Source organism: Aestuariimicrobium ganziense, from assembly GCF_015352975.1.
In the GTDB taxonomy this organism is placed as follows: Bacteria; Actinomycetota; Actinomycetes; order Propionibacteriales; family Propionibacteriaceae; genus Aestuariimicrobium; species Aestuariimicrobium ganziense.
This window is the reverse complement of the sequence record NZ_JACYIZ010000005.1, coordinates 316,048-334,668: the sequence shown is the minus strand read 5'-3', so window position 1 is coordinate 334,668 and position 18,621 is coordinate 316,048. Positions and strand designations below refer to the sequence as shown.

Sequence of the window (18,621 nt, the reverse complement as noted above, 5' to 3'; positions counted from 1 at the left end):
CCCCGCCCCGCTGGCGGCCCGACCGGGTCCTTTTCGTGGGGCGAGGCAAACGTTGAAGTCTCTTTACTTTCTGGCCCGCCCAGGAGCAAGGAGTCTGCCCGAAGCGCTTCGCGAGGTCAAGCGCAGCGCGGTCGTGGTCAGCAAAGGCGGCTACGTGTTCGTCGATCGCAAGAGCGCAAGGGACCTGTTGTCCATGTGGTCTACGGTCTTCCCGCTTGTGTTCGCCCACCGTGTGGGTGTGCCCGTCGCCGCGTTCCCCACCAGCATCAGCCCGCAGGAGCACCGGGGGTCTAGGTGGCTGAACCGCTGGCTGCTCTCTCGGATGGAGCTTGTCTTCCCCCGCGACCCCTTGTCAGCAGCCGCCGCACGTCACTTGGGAGCCAGCGAAGCCGCTGTGGTCGAGGTGCCCGATATCGTTCTGGGAATGGCTCCCCCGAACGACAGGGCCGTCGCGGAGGTCTGCCTACGAACGGGCGTCCGCCGCGGTGGGTTCGCGACTATGACCGTCCAACTCAAGAATCGCGGGGACCGGCGTGACCACGACCTCGCAGCCCTGCACCGCACCGCCGATGCGCTCCTGGCTCGCCCCGAGGTGGAGACGGTCCTCGTCATCAATCAGGCCGGGGACGACCGCGACAGCCGCGATCTCGTGGCCTTGATCGGGCCCGGCGCCCGGCTCGCGGGCGCCGACCTTTCGCCCGAGGAACTGGTGGCCCTCTACGCGGGCTCGGTCCTGACGGTCGCCTGCCGGCTCCACTCGGCCATCTTCGCGTTAGTGGCAGGGACGCCGGCGATTGCCGTCTCGGTCACTCCTCTCAAGGCGGAGGGTGTGTACGCGTCCGTGGGGCTTCCCTCCGAGTGGGTGGTTCCCATCGATGATGTCGATCGCGCGCCCGGCCTCGTGGACCAGGTGTTGGCGCACCCCGCCGCGACTCGGGAGCGCATCCGCAGCGCCGTGGCCTCCACAGCCACCCGCCTTGCACCAGTGAGCGAGCGGCTCACGGAGCTGCTCAGAGCCCGCCACTGAGAGCGCGGACCAGTGTCGGGTGATCTCTAGCAGGGTGGGGCCACTCCATCTACCGAGGCGCCAGAGTCGAGCCCCAGTCGCGACAAGACGCTTTACCGAGCTATACCGGTGGTGCAAGAGGAGGTCGCCAGGCTAGCCGAGTCCCGTCGAGGGGCAGCACTCCAACGCCTCCAGCGAACCATCCGGTCAGGTCGGTAGTCCCGACGGCTCCGCGGCAATCGCTCGCGCCTTGGGGCCTCTCCCCGAACAAGGCTGGTTCCACGCCCTTGTCGGACCCTGCCAGAATTGCGGGGTGCGTATCCTCCACGTCATTGACTCCCTCGGCTTCGGCGGAGGTGCCGAACACGCCCTTCGATTACAGCTTCCTGAATTGCAGCGTCGCGGCATCGAGTCCAGCGTGGTCTGCCTGCGCGCGCGGTCAGGGCCACTAGCCAATCTGGTCCGGAGGGAGGGGACTCCCGTGACCGTCCTCCGGCCGGGCAGCCGCTTGGCTCAAGCTTCCGAGCTGAGGGACATGATTCGCTGGCGGGCACCTGACGTGGTCCACGCCACCCTGTTCGACTCGTGCTTGCTAAGCCGCCTCGCGACACCCCGCGGCATCGGGCTCGTCAACAGCCTCGTCAGCACCAACTACGCACGAGTCCGCGTCCAGGAACTGGGTGCCGCCCCACTGAAGCGTCGAGCCGTGTGGGCGGTGGACCGGCTGACAATCTCACGGGTGACCCACGTCCATGCGCTCACCGGGTCTGTGGCCCTGGAAGCCCAAAACGTCTTGGGCGTTCGGAGAGACCGCATCACGATCGTCCCACGGGGCCGCTCCGCGGCTGCTCTGGGGGAACGCAGCGAGGAGCGGCGGTCCCGCGTACGCGCCGGCCTCGGTCTTGAACCGAGCCGCTTAGTCTTCGTGAATGCTGCGCGCCAAGAGCCTCCAAAGGCACAAGCCCTTCTGGTCCGCGCCTTCGCCCGGGTGCTCGCCGACCGACCCGACGCAACCCTGCTCGTGGCTGGTCGTGAGGGGAATGCCACGGCTGACCTTCGTGCCGCGATCGAGGAGACGGGGACAGGCGAGGCCGTACGGATGCTGGGCTACCGCGAGGATGTGGCCGACCTCGTGGCCGCCTCAGACATCTTCGTCTTCCCATCGCACTACGAGGGTTTAGGCTCCGTGCTCATAGAGGCGATGGCCGTCGGTACGCCGATTGTGGCTAGCGACATACCGGCCATCCGCGAGGTGTTGGCTGACGGGGAGGCGGGACGACTGACCCCCCGAGGCGATGCGGATTCCCTCGCCACGGCCTTACTAGAACTCGCTGCGGACCCGGAACTTCGTGCTGACCTAGCGCGCCGGGGCCGCGAACGCTTTCTGAGCACGTACACGCTGGAGCATGTGGTCGACCAGACGGTCGCGCTCTATCGTCGCGCGGCCCCGACGGCTTGACTTGACGCCTGCGGATGCTCAGAGCCGCATGTCCGCTGTTCCCGCCGGAAGCACGTGCTTGAGATCGAACACGACGTGCTCGGGTCGCCCCAAGTTGTGGACGACGTCGGGGTCCGAGTCTCGATACTCGCCGTGCGCCACGGCAATGATAATGGCGTCATAGGTTCCCGGTGACGGTACGTCCACCAAGTCCAGTCCGAAGTGCTCCTTTGCCTCAGAGGCGCCCGCCCACGGGTCGTGGACGTCGACGGTGATGCCGTACTCCTCGAGCTCGGTGATGATGTCGACCACACGAGTGTTACGGAGGTCCGGGGTGTTCTCCTTGAATGTCAGGCCCATGATCAGCGCACGTGCGCCGCGCACTGTGATGCCCTTCTTCGTCATCCCCTTCACGAGCTGCGAGGCCACGTATCCGCCCATGGAGTCATTGAGGCGGCGTCCGGCCAAGATGATCTCCGGGTGGTAGCCGACCGATTGGGCCTTGTGGGTGAGGTAGTAGGGATCAACGCCGATGCAGTGTCCACCGACAAGGCCTGGGCGGAAGGGGAGGAAGTTCCACTTCGATCCCGCGGCCAGCAGGACCTCTTCGGTGTCAATTCCGAGCTTGTTGAAGAGGATCGCCAGTTCATTGATGAGGGCGATGTTCACGTCGCGTTGGGTGTTCTCGATGACCTTCGCGGCCTCTGCCACCTTGATGCTGGGGGCCTTGTGCGTGCCGGCCGTGATGATGCGGGCATACAACTCGTCCACGAAGTCGGCGGCCTCCGGCGTGGAGCCCGAGGTGACCTTGACGATCGTGCTGACCCGGTGCTCCTTGTCGCCGGGGTTGATCCGCTCCGGGCTGTAGCCGACGTAGAAGTCCTCGTTGAGCGTGAGGCCAGACAACTCTTCGAGGACCGGGACGCAGTCCTCTTCGGTGGCGCCCGGGTAGACCGTCGACTCGTAGACGACCACGTCACCGGGCTTGAGCACGCTAGCGATCGTCCGGGTGGCTGAGAGGACGGGGGAGAGGTCCGGGCGCTTGTGCTCGTCGATCGGTGTCGGTGTCGTGACGATGTAGACCGTGGCGTCCGCGATGTCGCTGGGATCCGTGGTGAAGCTCAGCCGGTCCGCCTGGGCAAGTTCCTCGTCCGAGACCTCCAGGGTTCGGTCGTGACCCTGACGCAGTTCGTCCACCCGCCGTGGTTTGATGTCGAAGCCGACGACATCAAACTGCTTGGCGAACTCCACCGCCAACGGCAGGCCGACGTAGCCGAGACCCACGATGGCGATCCGGGCGTCATTTACTCGCTGCATTCAGGTTCCTCACTCCAGCGTCCGGGGACGCCCTTCACCACCACAACCGGTGGCACGTTCCTCGTGACCACGGCGCCGGCTCCGACGACCACCCGCTCACCCACCGTCAGATTCTGCAGCACCGTGGCGGCAGCGCCGACCAAGGTGCCCTCGCCAACCACGACCTCACCCGAGATCACCGCGGCGGGGTTGACCGAGACGAAGTCGCCCAGCTCGGCGTCGTGGCCGATCGTGACGTTCGGGTTCACGTGCACGTGGCGGCCCAGCCGCACGTTGGTCGAGATCGCCGCCCCTGCGCACACCACAACGCCTTCGGCCAGGGTCGTCCGGGCGCCAAAGGTCGCGGACGGGTGCACGGCGGTGAACGGCCTCAGCCCGGCTGCGTCCAACTCGTCCACCAGCTGGCGACGCACCGCGGGGTTGCCGATCCCGACGACGTACGAGGCGCGGTCAGTCCCACTCTCCAGCCAGTCGGCGCGGGTGCCAAGGTAGGGGATGTCACGCTCGGCCAGCCGGCGCAGATTCACTGCCGACGGACTGTCGTCGACCACTCCCAGCACCTCGAGCCGTTCGCCGGCGGCCATCATCGCTTCGAGCGCGTCCAGGCACTCGCGGCCGAAGCCCGAGGCGCCGATCACCACCACCCGCTCAGTCATGGTCGGCCACCGTTCGTGCCCCGGAGCCTTGGAACGGCTGCATCGTGGCGTGCCCGTCCTGAGTGATACCTCGACGGCTCGCCACCGCCGCCACGGTGCGCAGCAGGATCGACAGATCGAGGCCGAGGCTCCTCCGGTCGACGTACTGCACATCGAGAGCGAGCTTCTCGTCCCAGCTCAAGCCGTTGCGCCCCGAGACCTGCGCCAACCCGGTGACCCCCGGCCGCACGTCGTGCCGGCGCGCCTGCTCGGGGCTGTAGCGGGGCAGGTACTCCACCAGCAGCGGCCGTGGCCCCACCAGACTCATCTCGCCCCTGAGTACATTCCACAGGGTCGGCAGCTCGTCCAGGCTGGTCGAGCGCAGGAACCGGCCGACCCGGGTCAGTCGCTCGGCGTCCGTGACGTAAGTGGCGTCGGGTTCGCGCATCGTGCGGAACTTCACCAGCTCGAAGACCTCACCGTGCAGGCCGGGCCTGGGCTGGCGGAACAGCACCGGGCGTCCCTGCACCGCCCAGAGCGCGACGGCGATGGCCAGTTGCACCGGCAGGGTGACGACCAGACCGACGGCGCTCACGGCGACGTCCAGGGCGCGCTTGACCGCGTCGTCGCGTTCAGACGCTGGCACGGGCACCTGCCAGGAAGTTCGTGAGTACCTCGTGGACCCGCTCGACCTGGGCGTCGGTGAGCGCCGACCCGCTGGGCAGCGACACCCCGGTGCGGAACAGACGCTCGCTGGTGCCATCAACGCAAGACGGGGCGCCGGCGAACACCGGCTGCAGGTGCATCGGCTTCCACAGCGGACGGGCCTCGATGTCGTGCTCGGCCAGCGCCAGCCGCAGCTGTTCGGCGGTGAACGGGGCGACCCCGGGGTCGACCAGCACCGAGGTGAGCCACACGTTGTCGCGGGTGCCGGTGGACTCGTCCTGTGACGGCTCCCCGAAAATCGTCACGCCGGGGACGTCGGCGAACAACTCGGCGTAGCGGCGGCGGTGCTCACGACGGCGCGCGATCATCTCGTCCAGCCGGGCCAGCTGCGCTCGTCCCAAGGCGGCCAGCAGGTTCGACAGCCGGTAGTTGTAGCCGACCTCGGTGTGTTCGTAGTGCACCACCGGCTGGCGGGCCTGGGTGGCCAGGTGGCGCACCCGGGTGGCCAGCGCCTCGTCGTCGGTGAGCAGCGCACCGCCGCCCGAGGTGGTGATGATCTTGTTGCCGTTGAACGACACGGCGGCAGCGCGTCCGAACGCCCCCGACGACCGACCGTCGCGGGTCGCGCCCAGTGACTCGGCCGCATCTGAGAGCACCGGCACGCCGTGCCGGTCGGCCAGCTCGCCGATCCGGGCGTGGTCGGCCACCTTGCCCAGCAGGTCCACCGGAACCAGTGCCGCCACCCGGCGACCCTGGGCGGCCAGGTCGGCCAAGGCGTGCTCGAGCAGGTCGGGGTTGAGGTTGCCGGACTCATCACTGTCGACGAACACCGGCTGCGCACCGGTGTAGGTGATCGCGTTGGCGGTGGCGGCGAAGGTCATCGACGCGGTCAGCACCAGGTCGCCGGGCCCGACCCCGAGCGTCAGGAGCCCCAGGTGCAGGGCAGCGGTGCCCGAACTCAGCGCGACCGCGTGCTCACGACCGCTGAGCTGGGCCAGCTCGTCCTCGAAGGCGTCGACCTCGGGCCCCAGCGGGGCGACCCAGCCAGAGCGGATGGCACGCACCAGCGCGGCCTCCTCGGCCTCGCCCACGTCGGGCGACGAGAGGTAGATCCGTCCGCTCATGCGATCGAGCGTGCCAGCACGCGTCCCTCGACCGAGTCCGGTGCCAAGGGCTGGACGGATACCTGGCTGATCAAGGGGTGGCCGACGCGTTCGGCCCGCTCCTCGGAGCTGAACAGCACCTCGTGCAGCTTCTCGCCGTGGCGCAGCCCGGTGAAGACGATCTCGACGTCCTTGCCCGACTGGCGGATCAGCCGCTGGGCGACGTCGAGGATCTTCACCGGCTCGCCCATGTCGAGCACGCACACGGCACCGGGCTCGCCGATGGCGCCGGCCTGGATGACCAGCTGGCAGGCCTCGGGGATGGTCATGAAGTAGCGGGTGATCTCAGGGTGCACCACCGTCACCGGGCCACCCGCCTCGATCTGGGCGCGGAAGGCGTGCAGCACCGAGCCGCGCGAGCCCAGCACGTTGCCGAACCGCACCGACAGGTAGCCGCCGGCGCCCTGCTCGGCGAACCAGGCGGTGAGCTCCTCGGCGGTCCGCTTGGTCTTGCCCAGCACGCTGGTCGGGTCGGCGGCCTTGTCGGTGGAGATGTTCACCACGTGGCGCACCCCGTACTGGCGGGCGGCCTCGAGCACGTTGAGGGTGCCCAGCACGTTGGTCTTGAACCCCTCCTCGGGGTACATCTCGAGCATCGGCAGGTGCTTGAGCGCGGCCGCGTGGAAGACCACCTCGGGACGATGCTCACCGAAGACCCGGCGCACGCTCTCGGCATCGCGGATGTCGCACAGCACCATGTCGCGGGTGTCGAGCAGACCCTGACCGTAGATCGACAACTGCACCGCGTGCAGGCCCGACTCGTCCCGGTCGAGCAGCACCAGCTTCGAGGGACCCAGCCGGTGCACCTGGCGGGCCAGCTCGGAGCCGATCGACCCGCCGGCGCCGGTGATCAGCACCACCCTGCCGTTGAGGTACTGCGAGACCTGGGTGAGGTCGGTGTCGACCTGGCCACGACCCAGCAGGTCGGCCACGTCCACCTCGTGCAGGTGACCCAGGCTCACCCGACCACCCACCATCTCGCGCACCGAGGGCAGCACCAGCAGCTTCAGGCCCGAACCCTCCAGCTCGTCCACCAGGTCGCGCAGGAAACTCGTCGGCGCGCTGGGAATGGCGAGGATCACGGTCTTGACGTCATGGAGTTCGGCCAACCGGACGAGGTCGCCGCGGCGCCCGATCACCCGGCCGGCGGTGAGGTGCAGGTGGCGGTTGAACGGGTCGTCGTCGATGTAGCCGACCACCGAGTAGGGGGCGTCGGGATCGCCGACGAGGAGTCGTCCGAGCTGGCGCCCGGCATTCCCGGCGCCGTAGATGAGCACGCGCTCGTCGGAGGCACTGGCCTTGCGGCGGCTGGCCCGGGTCAAATAGGCGCGGGCGACGAAGCGACCCGCCGCCATCACCGTCAATGCGCCCATGGGAACGGTGAGGGCGATGCCGCGCGGGAAGTCGGGGACGACCGCGATGAACGCGGTGCCGATGCTGAAGCCGATGACGATCGCCAACACCGCCAGCGCCGAGGCCTCTTCGAAGGAGCCGATCCGGGAGTGGCCGCGGTAGAGCTTCATCCACCAGGCCCCCACCAGCTGGGCCACGCTCACCAGGAGCACGTAGGCCAGCGCGGCCTGCCACTGGACGGCGTTCAGGCTGAAGTCGTAGCGGGCAGCGGCAAGAGCCAGCGTGGCGATGAACCAGGCGCCCAGGTCCCAGGCGGCCAACAGGGCGCGCTGGACGCGCACGTCCTTGCCAACGAATGCCCTCACGCGGTGCCCCCCGGCTCGAATATCGGCTGGCGTCAACCGATCGACGCTTCATCGTACGAAGCTGGTGCGCCATTGCCGAATCCGGGGTTCACATTGCGGGCACAGGTCCCCCAAAGGAGGGCGGAGTCTCCACCCAAGATTCACCCAGGTGCAAAGTGGTAACGCAATCAGATTGTCGTCCGAGGCAATTTCTGAAGGCTGGCTGAAGCGCATTGCGGAAGAGCTGATGCTGTGCCGCGGTGACGTGTCACGCGGTCGGCCGCCCGGGCGGCGGGATGGAGTCGCGGGTGGGTGGGGCGGAGCAGCCCGGTGGGCAGGGGCACGGCGATCCGCCACCCCGGTGTGAGCGAGTGCGCGCTGCCGTGGTGCGATTCTTCGCGTGCCCGACCCCGGTGGCCCAAGATGGGCCGCGGAAGTCGCACCCGGCTGTGGTGCGGGGTCGCAGCAGGAACTCACTGAGGAGTGGTCGTGAAGGCGTTGGTCAAGACTCGTCCCGAGCCCGGACTCGAGCTGGTCGAGGTGCCGATGCCGACCGTGCGTCCCACCGACGTGCTGATCAAGGTGCGCCGCACCGGCATCTGCGGAACCGACCTGCACATCGCCAACTGGGACGGCTGGGCCCAGGCCAACATCACCACCCCGCTGATCGTCGGCCACGAACTGTGCGGTGACATCGTCGAGGTGGGGGCAGCCGTCGAAGACCTCGAGGTCGGCATGTTCGTCTCGGTCGAGGGCCACTACGTCTGCGGACGCTGCCGCGCCTGCTTGGCGGGCAACCGCCACCTGTGCATCAAGACCCGCGGCATCGGCGTCCAGATCGACGGCGCCTTCGCCGAGTACATCGCGGTGCCCGCCGGCAACGTCTGGGTACACCGCCACGACGTCGATCCCGATGTCGCCGCGATCTTCGACCCGTTCGGCAACGCGGTGCACACCGCCCTGCAGTTCAACTGCCTCGGTGAGGACGTGCTGGTCTCCGGCGCCGGCCCGATCGGCATCATGGCCGCCCTGGTCGCCAAGCACGCCGGCGCCCGCCACGTCGTGATCACCGACCTGTCGGACGAGCGGCTGGCCCTGGCCACCAGCCTGGGCATCGACACCACCATCAACGTGGCCCGCGAACGGGTCAAGGACGTCTGGGACCACCTCAACCTGCGCGAGGGCTTCGACATCGGCCTGGAGATGAGCGGCGCCGGCCCGGCACTGCGCGAGATGATCGCCAACATGACCCATGGCGGCAAGATCGCCATGCTCGGCATCCCCAGCCAGGAGATCAGCCTCGACCTGGCCAAGGTGGTCTTCTCGATGCTCACCATCCGCGGCGTCTACGGCCGCGAGATCTTCGAGACCTGGTACGCGATGAGCGTGCTGCTGCAGTCGGGCCTGGACATCTCCGGGGTGATCACCGACCGGTTCAGCCACACCGAGCACGAGGCCGCCTTCGCCGCCGCCGCGTCCGGCGGCTCCGGCAAGGTGGTCATGAGCTGGGACGACTGGCCACCCCCACCCCCAGCAACGAGAGGACGACGACATGAACGACCGCCTGCGTGACGACCTGCGCGCCCAACTCGACCAACTGCGCGCCGACGGGCTCTACAAGGACGAGGCGCCGCTGACCACCGCCCAGGCCGCCCACATCGGCGTCGGCGCCGACGGTTTCCCCGCCGAGGCGATCAACCTGTGCGCCAACAACTACCTCGGCCTGGCCAACTCGCCGGTGCTGATCGACGCTGCCAAGCAGGCGCTCGACCAGTGGGGCTTCGGCATGGCCTCGGTGCGCTTCATCTGCGGCACCCAGACCCTGCACCAGCAACTCGAGCAGCGTCTGACCGGCTTCCTCTACGGCGAGGGCGCCCAGCACCGAGACACGATCCTCTACTCGTCGTGCTTCGACGCCAACGGCGGGTTGTTCGAGGTGCTGTGCGGTGCCGAGGACGCGATCATCTCCGACGAGCTCAACCACGCCTCGATCATCGACGGTGTGCGGCTGAGCAAGGCCGCCCGGCACCGCTACCGGAACCGTGACATGGACGACCTGCGCGACCAGTTGGTCGCAGCCAAGGACGCCCGCTACCGGGTGATCGCCACCGACGGCGTCTTCTCGATGGACGGCTACGTCGCCCCGCTCGACGACATCTGCACCCTGGCCGACGAGCACGACGCCCTCGTCATGGTCGACGACTCCCACGCCGTCGGTTTCGTCGGACCCACCGGCGCCGGCACCCCGGAGCGCTTCGGCGTGCAGGACCGGGTCGACATCATCACCGGCACCTTGGGCAAGGCCCTGGGCGGCGCCTCGGGTGGCTACACCAGCGCTCGCGCCGAGATCGTCGAGATGCTGCGGCAGCGGTCTCGTCCCTACCTGTTCTCGAACTCGCTGGCACCGGCGATCACCGCCTCGGCCATCGCCGCGCTCGACCTGCTGGCCACCTCGAGCGACCTGCTCGACACGCTCAACGACAACACCGCGTGGTTCCGCGCTGAGATGACCTTCCGCGGCTTCGAGATCCCCGAGAGCGACCACGCGATCGTCCCGGTGATGGTCGGTGATGCCGCCAAGGCAGCCCGGATGGCCGACCTGATCCTGGGCGAAGGGGTCTACGTGCGGGCCTTCAGCTTCCCGGTGGTGCCGCGAGGGCAGGCCCGGATCCGCACCCAGATGTCGGCCGGCCACTCCCGGGCAGACCTTGAGAAGGCGGTCGAGGCCTTCGAGAGGGCGCGTATCCTGACCGCATGACGAGTCCAGTCAACGGGGCCTCGCGGGTCTACCCGATCATCGGCGACCCGATCAGGTTCGTGGAGTCGCCGGTGTGGCTAACCGCCACCTTCGCGAGTCGGGGTCACAACGGTGTCTGCGTTCCGCTGCAGGTGCCGGAAGGCACCCTCGACCAGGCGATGGCCGCGCTGGCGGCCATGCCCAACGTGGACGGCCTGCTGGTCACCATGCCGCACAAGCAGGCGGCGTTCGCCCACTGCTCCACCAGCACCGAGACCGCACGGCTGCTCGAGGTGGTCAGCGTGATCCGCCGCAACCCCGACGGCAGCTGGCACGGCGACATGCTCGACGGTCTGGCCTTCGTCAAGGCCCAACGCGACCATGGCGCGACCATCGAGGGACGACGCGCCCTGCTGGTCGGTGCCGGGGGAGCGGGCAGCGCCATCGCCATCGCGCTGCTCGAGGTCGGGGTGGGTGAGCTGGTCGTCCACGACACCGACGATGCCCGCGTGGGAACCCTGCTCGGTCTGCTCGCCGGTGTCGGCACCGGACGCGCGCGGGCCGGCGATGCCGACCCCACCGGGTTCGACCTGGTCTTCAACGCCACCCCGCTGGGGATGGACGACGGCGACCCCCTGCCGGTCGACGTCACCAGGCTGTCGCCGGACGCGTTCGTGGGGGACGTGATCTCCGGCCACGGGACGACCGCCTTCATCGCCGCCGCGCGGCAGCGCGGTTGCGGCACCGCCACTGGCGGCCACATGGTCGAGGCGGTCCAGGACCTGATGGCCGACTTCATGCTGGGAGCCTCGACGGGCCAGGTCGTCCCGTCATCGTCGTCGACCTGATGCACCTCGCGGCGTGAGGATGACGCGTTGCGCGGCTACCCTTGGGCCTCGTGACCGAGCTGCCTGAGCCGATGCCGACCGCCGCCGAGGCGGTGGGCAAGGACGAGCCCCGCCCCAAGGAGTGGTGGGAAGAGGCTGGCATGCCCTGGAAGCACAAGCCCACCAAGGCCGACAAGCAGGCCATGGGCTGGATCATCTTCATGGGCCTGTTCGGGCTGGCGATGCTGCCGCTGCGCGGCTGGCTGCTCGGACTCGACCCGCCGCTGCTGTTAGCCCTGACCGGGTCGCGGACGGGCGCGGCCGCCACCGGTGCGCTGGCGTCACAGAACTTGGCCCCCAGCTGGTGGCCGTGGGCGTTCGTGCTCGGCTCGCTGATGAGCATCAAGTTCGACTGGGTGTTCTGGTGGGCCGGCAAGCTGTGGGGTCGCGGCATGATCGAGGTCTGGGCCGGACGATCGACCCGCGCCGCCCGCAACTACGAACGCGCCGAGCGCTGGGCCCACAAGATGGGCTGGGTCGGCATCTTCGTGGCCTACGTGCCGATCCCGCTGCCGCTGATGCAGGTGATCTTCGTGCTGGCCGGCGCCTCGGGCATGAGCTGGAAGAAGTTCATGGCGCTCGACTTCGTGGCCTCCACGGTCTGGCTGCTGGGCTACTTCGCCTTCGGCTGGGCGGTGGGGGAGCCCGCGGTCGAGCTGCTCAAGCAGTACGCCAAGATCGCCAACTGGGTGGCCATCGGCCTGCTGGTGTTCATCTTCGCCCAGGTCTTCTGGAGCCAGCGCAAGAAGCCCGCCGCGTCGTGACTGCTGCCCTCGAACCCGTCGGCGCCGACCTGTGGGTGATGGACGGGCCGGTCGCGGTCGACCTGCTGGTGGTGCCCTACCCGACCCGGATGTCGATCGCCCGCCTCGACGACGGCGGTCTGTGGATCAGTTCACCGATCGCGGCCACCTTCGAGCAGCTCACCGAGGTCGCTGCCCTGGGTCCGGTGCACCACCTGCTGGCCCCCACCCCGCGGCACCACTGGCGACTGGAGCGCTGGCACCAGCTGTTCCCCGACGCCCGGCTGTGGTCGAGCCCGATGGGTCCGTTCACCCTGGGACGACGCCGACTGCCGGCGACCACGCTCACCGATCAGCCACCGACCGACTGGGCCGGCCAGCTCGACCAGGCCTGCTACCGCGCTCCCGGATTCACCGAGCTGGCCTTCCGCCATCGGCCCTCGCGGACCCTGCTGCTGGAGGACATCCTGCAGTCCCACGACCACCACCCCGGACGCCCTCTGGTCAACGCCCTGGTCCACCTTGGCGGCATCGCCCAGCCCGGTGGTGTGCCGCGCGACATCAGGGCCCTCACCCGCGACAAGGACGCCGCTCGAGCCTTCGCCGAGCAGGTGCTCGGTTGGGACTTCGACACCGTGGTGCTGGCCCACGGACCGGTCATCCGGGAGGACGCCCACGCGCTGGTGCGGCACGCGTTCGCCTGGTTGCTGGACGACGGCTGATACCCGGACATGACGAACCCCCGACGGTGGGGGACACCGTCGGGGGTTCGGGACGCGGCCAGTCACCGCAGCGGGCGCGTCGTGCCAAGCGTCACTTGGCCTCGGTGCGCAGGTAGCGCCACGTGCCGAGCACGACCGGGAGCACCACCCAGATCAGCGATGCGGTGAGCAGCTGCCACCCGTCGTTGGCCTTCCACTCGCCCAGCAGCAGGGGCACCGATGCCGTGCTGAGGTCGACCCAGTTGAGCACGGCCTGCACCTTGGATCCGGCCAGGCCCAGGGTCGAGACCACCATCGGCAGCGCCATGTAGGTGACGATCGCGGCGGCGGTGTTCATGAACAGCATGCCGAACCCGGCAGCCATCGCCATCGACATGATGTAGGCGGCCAGCGAACCGGCCAGGATCTTCCAGTCCATCGACCAGTCGACGTCGATGTGGTGGACGGCGCCGCCGATGGCCGAACCGACGGCAGCCATGCCGTACTGGAAGAGCCACAGTGCCAGCGCCACGGCCACGGCCACGACGCCCTTGGCGGCCACGACGCGGCCACGGCGGGGTTCGAGGCTGAAGGTGGTCAGCGTGGTGCGCTGGGTCCACTCGGTGGTGAACATCAGGATCACCATCACCGGCACCAGCAACTGCACACCGAAGCCGACGAAGCCGGCCAGCATCGTCCACGACGTGCCGGTGATCTCGGTCAGTTGGCGGTAGAAGACAGCGCAGATCAGGGCGATGCCCACCGCGCTGGCCAGCCCGATGCCGAGCAGCCAGGCGCCGGCGCGGGTGTCGAGGAACTTGCGCATCTCGACCTTGACCAGGGAGCCGAAGCCGACGCGGTCGAAGACGGTGGTGGGCTTGAGCAGTTCGACCTTCGGGGCGGGACGAGCCGCCATCTGGGTGAGTGGGTGGGCCATGGGGTCAGCCGCGACGGGCTGGGTGGAAGTCATCTCAGTACCTGTCTGGTCGGAGGGATGGGTCGGGGTCAGGTCGGCGGTCACGCCGCGAACCCTTCGCGAGAGGTCGTGGCGGTGCGCTCGAGGAACATGTCCTCGAGGTTGCCGTGGTCGGCGATCAGCTCGTCCACGGTGCCGTCGGCCACGATCCGGCCGCGGCCGATCATGACGATGCGGTCGGCGATCAACTGCACCTCGTGCAGCAGGTGCGAGCTCAGCAGCACGGTGCCGCCGGCGTCGGCGAAGCCGCGCAGCAGACCGCGCATCCAGTGGATGCCGTGGGGGTCGAGACCGTTGGCCGGCTCGTCCAGGATCAGCACCTCGGGGTTGCCGAGCAGGGCGTGCCCGATGCCCAGGCGCTGGCGCATGCCGAGCGAGTAGGTGCCGACCCGAGCCTTGGCCTCCTTGGGGGTCAGCCCGACCAGTTGCAGGACCTCGTCGACGCGAGCCTTCGGGGCGCCGAGGGTCATGGCCCCCAGCGTGAGCACCTCGCGGCCGGTGCGGCCGGCGTGCTGGGCCGAGGCGTCCAGCAGGATGCCGACCCGGGCGGCCGGGTTGGGCAGGTCGCGGTAGCGCTGGCCGAGGATCGTGACCTCGCCCGAGGTGGCCGGGGTGAGCTCGACGGCGCAGCGCATCGTGGTCGACTTGCCGGCACCGTTCGGGCCGAGGAAGCCGGTGACCGATCCAGGAGGGGCCTGGAATGACACGTTGTCAACGGCGAGCACGTCGCCGTAGCGCTTGGTCAGGTTGGTGACAGTGATCATGGGACTCATGCTGGTCAAGCCACCCGGGTCGGCGCCACCGTCACAGGGCTGAGTCGCCCCCCGCAGTCCTCGACCAAAGTCGGGGTGGTCCCAAACCTGCGTCCATGTCGCCACTGCTTGGGGCTCACTAGGCTGGCTGCATGGTGGGGGGACTGTGGCGGCGGTGGCGTGCCGACGTTCGGGCCGCCGGCTGGCAGACGATCGCAGGCTATGTGGTCTGCGTGCTGTCGTGGTTCCTGACCCTGACCACGGTGGCCTTCGTCTCGTTCGTCATGCCGGCCGACGGGCAGTCGCCCGCCATCTCGCCGCCCTGGATCGTGCTCGACGCCCTGATCGGGCTGGCCATGATCGTGTGGATGCGGGCCCGTCACCGCCACCCGCTCGCCCTCGCCTTGGTCTACGGACTGCTGAGCGGGGTGGTCTCGACCGCAGCAATGCCCGCGATCTGGGCCTTCATCCACCTGGCCACCAGGCGCAGGGCGCGCGACGTCGCCCTGGTCGCGGTGGTGTTCACCGGTTCGGGGCTGTTCGCCGACATGGTGCTACGCCACTTCATCGGCGGCGCCTTCCTCGCCCCGGCTGCCGAGGACCTTCCCCCCTCGTACTACGTGCTGACCACGACGTTGGCCCTGCTGTTCACCATGGTGCTGATCGCCATCGGCTACTACATCGGAGCGCGCCGCGACCTGCTGACCACGCTGCGTGAGCGGGCCGAGACCGCCGAGCGCGAGCAGGAACTGCGGGTGATGCAGGGGCAGGCATCGGAGCGCAACCGGATCGCTCGGGAGATGCACGACGTGCTCGCGCACCGGATGAGCCTGGTCAGCATGCACGCCGGTGCGCTGGCCTACCGCGACGACCTCAGCAGCGACGAGACCCGCGCGATCGCCCAGGTCATCCAGGAGAACGCCCACGCCTCGCTGTCGGAGTTGCGCGGTGTGCTCGGCTCGCTGCGCGGGGACGAGCCCACGGTCTCGCTCCCCCCGGAGAAGCCCCAACCCACCCTGCAGCAACTGGGCGAACTGCTCGACGAAGCCCGCTCGGGCGGACAGCGAATCGAGGTGAAGGACAGCGTCGAGCACCCGGAGTTGCTGCCCTCGCTGACCGGGCGGCACGCCTACCGGGTGGTGCAGGAGGCGATCACCAATGCCCGCAAGCATGCCCCCAACGCCAAGCTGACCCTCGACCTGGCAGGTGGTCCTGGACGCGGACTCACGATCACCGGTCGCAACCCCCTCGACCGCAGCCTGCGCAGGGGTGATGCCCTCGCCGTTCCGGGCTCGGGCGTGGGCCTGCTCGGGCTGCGCGAACGCGCCCAGATCACAGGTGGACGCATCCGCCATGCGGTTCTCGACGATGGCACCTTCGAACTGACAGTCTGGCTGCCATGGTGAAACCCATCCAGGTGCTGCTGATCGACGACGACCCGCTGGTGCGGGCCGGTCTGCGGCTCATCCTGGGCGGCCAGGACGACATTCAGGTCGTGGCCGAGGGCAGCGATGGTGACGAGGCTGTGGGGCTCGTCCAACAGCACGCCCCCGACGTGGTGCTGATGGACATCCGCATGCCCCGCATGAACGGGCTGGCCGCAGCCGAGCAGGTACTCGCCCTGCCCGGGGCGCCCAAGGTCGTCATGCTGACCACCTTCGACGCCGACGACATGGTGCTTCGGGCACTGGGTGTCGGGGCGTCAGGGTTCCTGCTCAAGGACACCCCACCGCCGCGGATGGTCGAGTCGATCCGTCAGGTCGCCGAGGGGGAGCAGTCGCTGTCACCGTCGGTGATCTCGCAGGTGATCGCCGTCGCCACCCGGGGCGCGGCGTCGTCCCGGCTCGACCAGGCGCGCGCCGACCTGGACTCGCTCACCGAACGCGAACGCGAGGTCGCGATGGCGATCGGTCAGGGCATGACCAACGCCGACATCGCCAAGACCCAGTACATGAGCCTGGCCACGGTCAAGGCCCACGTCACCAAGATCCTGGAGAAGTTCGGGGCCAGCAACCGGGTGCAGATCGCCATCCGCGTGCACAACGCCGAGCTCGACTGACCCTTTCGCTGACTCAGGCGCGTCCGAAGATCGCCACCAGGAAGTTCGAGTCCTCCTCGAAGGGGCGAAGGTCCCAGGTCGACAGCGCCACCTGCAGGGCCAGTCCTGAGGCGTGCGCGTCCTGGACGAACTCGGCGAACTCGTAGCCGCGGCCCGCACCGAAGCCGACCACCGCTCGTCCCTCGGGTGCCAGGTGCGCGGCGAACGCGGCCAGCACGTCACGCCGGGTGCTGGCGGCCAGGAAGGTGATCACGTTGCCGGCGCACACGATCACGTCGAACGGCTCGGCCACCCCACGCGCGGGCAGGTCGAGTTCGGCCAGGTCGCCGACCAGCCAGGTCGGGCCCGGCTCGTCCATTTCGGCGGCCTCGATCAGCACCGGGTCGACGTCGACACCGACCACCACGTGACCACGGCGGTGCAGTTCGCCACCCACCCGACCGGGCCCGCAGCCGGCGTCCAGGATGCGCGACCCGCGCGGCACCATGGCGTCGACGAAACGGGTCTCACCGTGCAGGTCGGCACCGTTGGCGGCCATCGTCTTGAACCGCTGCACGTAGCGGTGCGAGTGGTCGGGGTCGGCCTCGATGATTCGCTGCCACTGTGATTTCTCGGGGCGGGACTGGTCTTGACTCACGAGCCCCCTGCGGGAGTCGAACCCGCGACCCTCTGTTTACAAGACAGATGCTCTGGCCGCTGAGCTAAGGAGGCGTGCGACCTCGGTCGCGTCCACCATTGTGCCGCCAGCCAAGCGGTGCCGCGAACCCGCTGCACCGCACCCACTCCCGGGCCAGTCGTGCAAGCCCCCTAGGATGCCACCCATGAATACGCTTTCCCGCGTACGTTTCGCCATGACCCCCCGCTTCACCGACCAGCTGTTCCGGCCCGAGATGCTGGCGCCGCTCGACCTCGCGCGGGTCGAGCCCGAGCAGGTGGTCAGGTCGTGGGACGAGGTCGGCGACGACGAACTGGCCGAGGTCGAGGTGGTGGTCACCGGATGGGGCGCCCCTCGGATCGATGCCGACGTGCTGCGCCGGATGCCCCGGCTGCGCGGCATCTGCCACTCGGCCGGCACCGTCCGCGCGATCATCTACCCGGTCGTCTACGAGCGTGGCGTGAGGGTCACCACGGCTGCGGCTGCCAACGCCGTGCCGGTGGGGGAGTTCGCGTTGGCGATGATCATCCTGGCCTGCAAGCAGGTCTTCCGCGCCAACGTCGAGTACCGCCCCGGGCACTCTGTCGACCACCACCGCGACTTCTCCACCTCGGGTACCTACCGGCGCCGGGTCGGTCTGGTCGGCGCCTCGACCATCGGACGACTGGTCATCGAGCACCTGCACCGTTCCACCGACCTCGAGGTGTGGGTCGCCGACCCCTACCTGACGGCCGAGGAGGCCGGTCGTCTCGGCGTCACCAAGGTCGAACTGGACGAGCTGCTGGCCGGTTGCGACGTGGTCTCGCTGCACGCGCCACTGCTCGACTCGACCCGCGGCATGATCACGGCGCGCGAGTTGGCGCTGCTGCCCGACGGGGCCACCTTCATCAACACCGCCCGTGGCGGACTGGTCGACCACGCGGCGCTGGAGTCCGAGCTGGTGTCGGGACGGATCTGGGCTGTGATCGACACCACCGACCCGTTCGAACCGTTGCCCGATGACTCGGTGCTGTACGGGCTGCCCAATGTCTTCCTGACCCCGCACATCGCAGGATCGCAGGGCAACGAGCTGGCACGGATGGGTGACCTCGCGCTGCGCAACGCGGCAGCGCTGCTCTCGTCCGACGACCCGACCACCGTCGTCCTCGAGGGTGAGGTCACCCGCGAGCTCTACGACCGCCTGGCCTGA

General features: G+C 68.9%; 18 protein-coding genes and 1 tRNA gene. 10 read left to right on the top strand and 9 right to left on the bottom strand.

The annotated features are described in order from the left end of the window. A partial coding sequence (locus IE660_RS11870) for a polysaccharide pyruvyl transferase family protein (protein WP_203568560.1) occupies positions 1–1,027 on the top strand: 1,027 nt, incomplete at its 5' end. Between the two features lie 292 nt (positions 1,028–1,319). Beyond that, positions 1,320–2,465: a glycosyltransferase family 4 protein gene (locus IE660_RS11865; RefSeq protein WP_203568559.1), complete on the top strand. Its 1,146-nt coding sequence runs from the start codon at positions 1,320–1,322 to the stop codon at positions 2,463–2,465. An 18-nt stretch (positions 2,466–2,483) separates the two neighbouring features. Here the strand turns inward: IE660_RS11865 and tviB are convergent, their stop codons facing one another. Genes tviB through IE660_RS11840 form a run of 5 tightly spaced genes read right to left on the bottom strand, consistent with a single transcriptional unit; the run spans position 2,484 to position 7,943 of the window. Continuing rightward, a complete protein-coding gene (gene tviB, locus IE660_RS11860; RefSeq protein ID WP_328701942.1) occupies positions 2,484–3,728 on the bottom strand; it encodes a Vi polysaccharide biosynthesis UDP-N-acetylglucosamine C-6 dehydrogenase TviB in 1,245 nt (414 codons plus the stop codon). Positions 3,729–3,748: 20 nt separating this feature from the next. Continuing rightward, positions 3,749–4,417 carry a NeuD/PglB/VioB family sugar acetyltransferase gene (locus tag IE660_RS11855; protein WP_203568557.1) on the bottom strand — a complete coding sequence of 223 codons (669 nt, stop codon included), beginning with the start codon at positions 4,415–4,417 and terminating at the stop codon, positions 3,749–3,751. After that, positions 4,410–5,042, bottom strand: coding sequence for a sugar transferase (locus tag IE660_RS11850; protein WP_203568592.1), 633 nt, complete (start codon positions 5,040–5,042; stop codon positions 4,410–4,412). The genes IE660_RS11855 and IE660_RS11850 overlap by 8 nt, the downstream gene beginning before the upstream one ends. Then, a complete protein-coding gene (locus IE660_RS11845; RefSeq protein WP_203568556.1) occupies positions 5,029–6,186 on the bottom strand; it encodes a DegT/DnrJ/EryC1/StrS family aminotransferase in 1,158 nt (385 codons plus the stop codon). The genes IE660_RS11850 and IE660_RS11845 overlap by 14 nt, the downstream gene beginning before the upstream one ends. Beyond that, entirely contained in the window at positions 6,183–7,943 is a 1,761-nt protein-coding gene (locus tag IE660_RS11840) for a polysaccharide biosynthesis protein (RefSeq protein WP_203568555.1), read from the bottom strand. Before IE660_RS11840 ends, IE660_RS11845 begins: the two co-directional genes overlap by 4 nt. Positions 7,944–8,411: 468 nt before the next feature. Between IE660_RS11840 and tdh the strand changes: the two genes are divergently transcribed. The 5 genes from tdh to IE660_RS11815 are packed head-to-tail and all read left to right on the top strand — an operon-like array spanning position 8,412 to position 13,011. Further along, positions 8,412–9,494 (top strand): L-threonine 3-dehydrogenase, encoded by a 1,083-nt coding sequence (tdh, locus tag IE660_RS11835; protein WP_203568554.1) that lies wholly within the window; start codon positions 8,412–8,414, stop codon positions 9,492–9,494. Next, positions 9,487–10,680 carry a glycine C-acetyltransferase gene (locus IE660_RS11830; protein WP_203568591.1) on the top strand — a complete coding sequence of 398 codons (1,194 nt, stop codon included), beginning with the start codon at positions 9,487–9,489 and terminating at the stop codon, positions 10,678–10,680. The genes tdh and IE660_RS11830 overlap by 8 nt, the downstream gene beginning before the upstream one ends. Further along, a complete protein-coding gene (locus IE660_RS11825) occupies positions 10,677–11,507 on the top strand; it encodes a shikimate dehydrogenase family protein (protein WP_203568553.1) in 831 nt (276 codons plus the stop codon). The genes IE660_RS11830 and IE660_RS11825 overlap by 4 nt, the downstream gene beginning before the upstream one ends. 41 nt (positions 11,508–11,548) lie before the next feature. After that, positions 11,549–12,310, top strand: a complete 762-nt coding sequence (locus tag IE660_RS11820) for a DedA family protein (protein WP_407929018.1) — start codon at positions 11,549–11,551, stop codon at positions 12,308–12,310. Then, positions 12,307–13,011 (top strand): DUF4336 domain-containing protein, encoded by a 705-nt coding sequence (locus tag IE660_RS11815; RefSeq protein WP_203568552.1) that lies wholly within the window; start codon positions 12,307–12,309, stop codon positions 13,009–13,011. The genes IE660_RS11820 and IE660_RS11815 overlap by 4 nt, the downstream gene beginning before the upstream one ends. Before the next feature lie 91 nt (positions 13,012–13,102). Here IE660_RS11815 and IE660_RS11810 read toward each other — a convergent pair whose 3' ends face one another. After that, positions 13,103–14,011, bottom strand: coding sequence for a hypothetical protein (locus tag IE660_RS11810; protein WP_203568551.1), 909 nt, complete (start codon positions 14,009–14,011; stop codon positions 13,103–13,105). Continuing rightward, positions 14,008–14,730 carry an ABC transporter ATP-binding protein gene (locus IE660_RS11805; protein ID WP_203568550.1) on the bottom strand — a complete coding sequence of 241 codons (723 nt, stop codon included), beginning with the start codon at positions 14,728–14,730 and terminating at the stop codon, positions 14,008–14,010. The genes IE660_RS11810 and IE660_RS11805 overlap by 4 nt, the downstream gene beginning before the upstream one ends. Positions 14,731–14,870: 140 nt before the next feature. Between IE660_RS11805 and IE660_RS11800 the strand changes: the two genes are divergently transcribed. Both IE660_RS11800 and IE660_RS11795 read left to right on the top strand, forming a co-directional pair. Beyond that, positions 14,871–16,124, top strand: coding sequence for a sensor histidine kinase (locus tag IE660_RS11800; RefSeq protein ID WP_203568549.1), 1,254 nt, complete (start codon positions 14,871–14,873; stop codon positions 16,122–16,124). Next, complete coding sequence (locus tag IE660_RS11795; RefSeq protein ID WP_203568548.1) at positions 16,118–16,777, top strand: response regulator; 660 nt, start codon at positions 16,118–16,120, stop codon at positions 16,775–16,777. Before IE660_RS11800 ends, IE660_RS11795 begins: the two co-directional genes overlap by 7 nt. A gap of 13 nt (positions 16,778–16,790) precedes the next feature. On the opposite strand, the gene IE660_RS11790 is transcribed toward IE660_RS11795, so the two are convergent. Continuing rightward, a complete protein-coding gene (locus IE660_RS11790) occupies positions 16,791–17,414 on the bottom strand; it encodes a class I SAM-dependent methyltransferase (RefSeq protein WP_328701941.1) in 624 nt (207 codons plus the stop codon). Between the two features lies 1 nt (position 17,415). After that, positions 17,416–17,488 (bottom strand) — tRNA-Thr (locus IE660_RS11785). A 110-nt stretch (positions 17,489–17,598) separates the two neighbouring features. Here IE660_RS11785 and IE660_RS11780 point away from each other — a divergent pair. Continuing rightward, complete coding sequence (locus IE660_RS11780) at positions 17,599–18,621, top strand: hydroxyacid dehydrogenase (RefSeq protein ID WP_203568547.1); 1,023 nt, start codon at positions 17,599–17,601, stop codon at positions 18,619–18,621.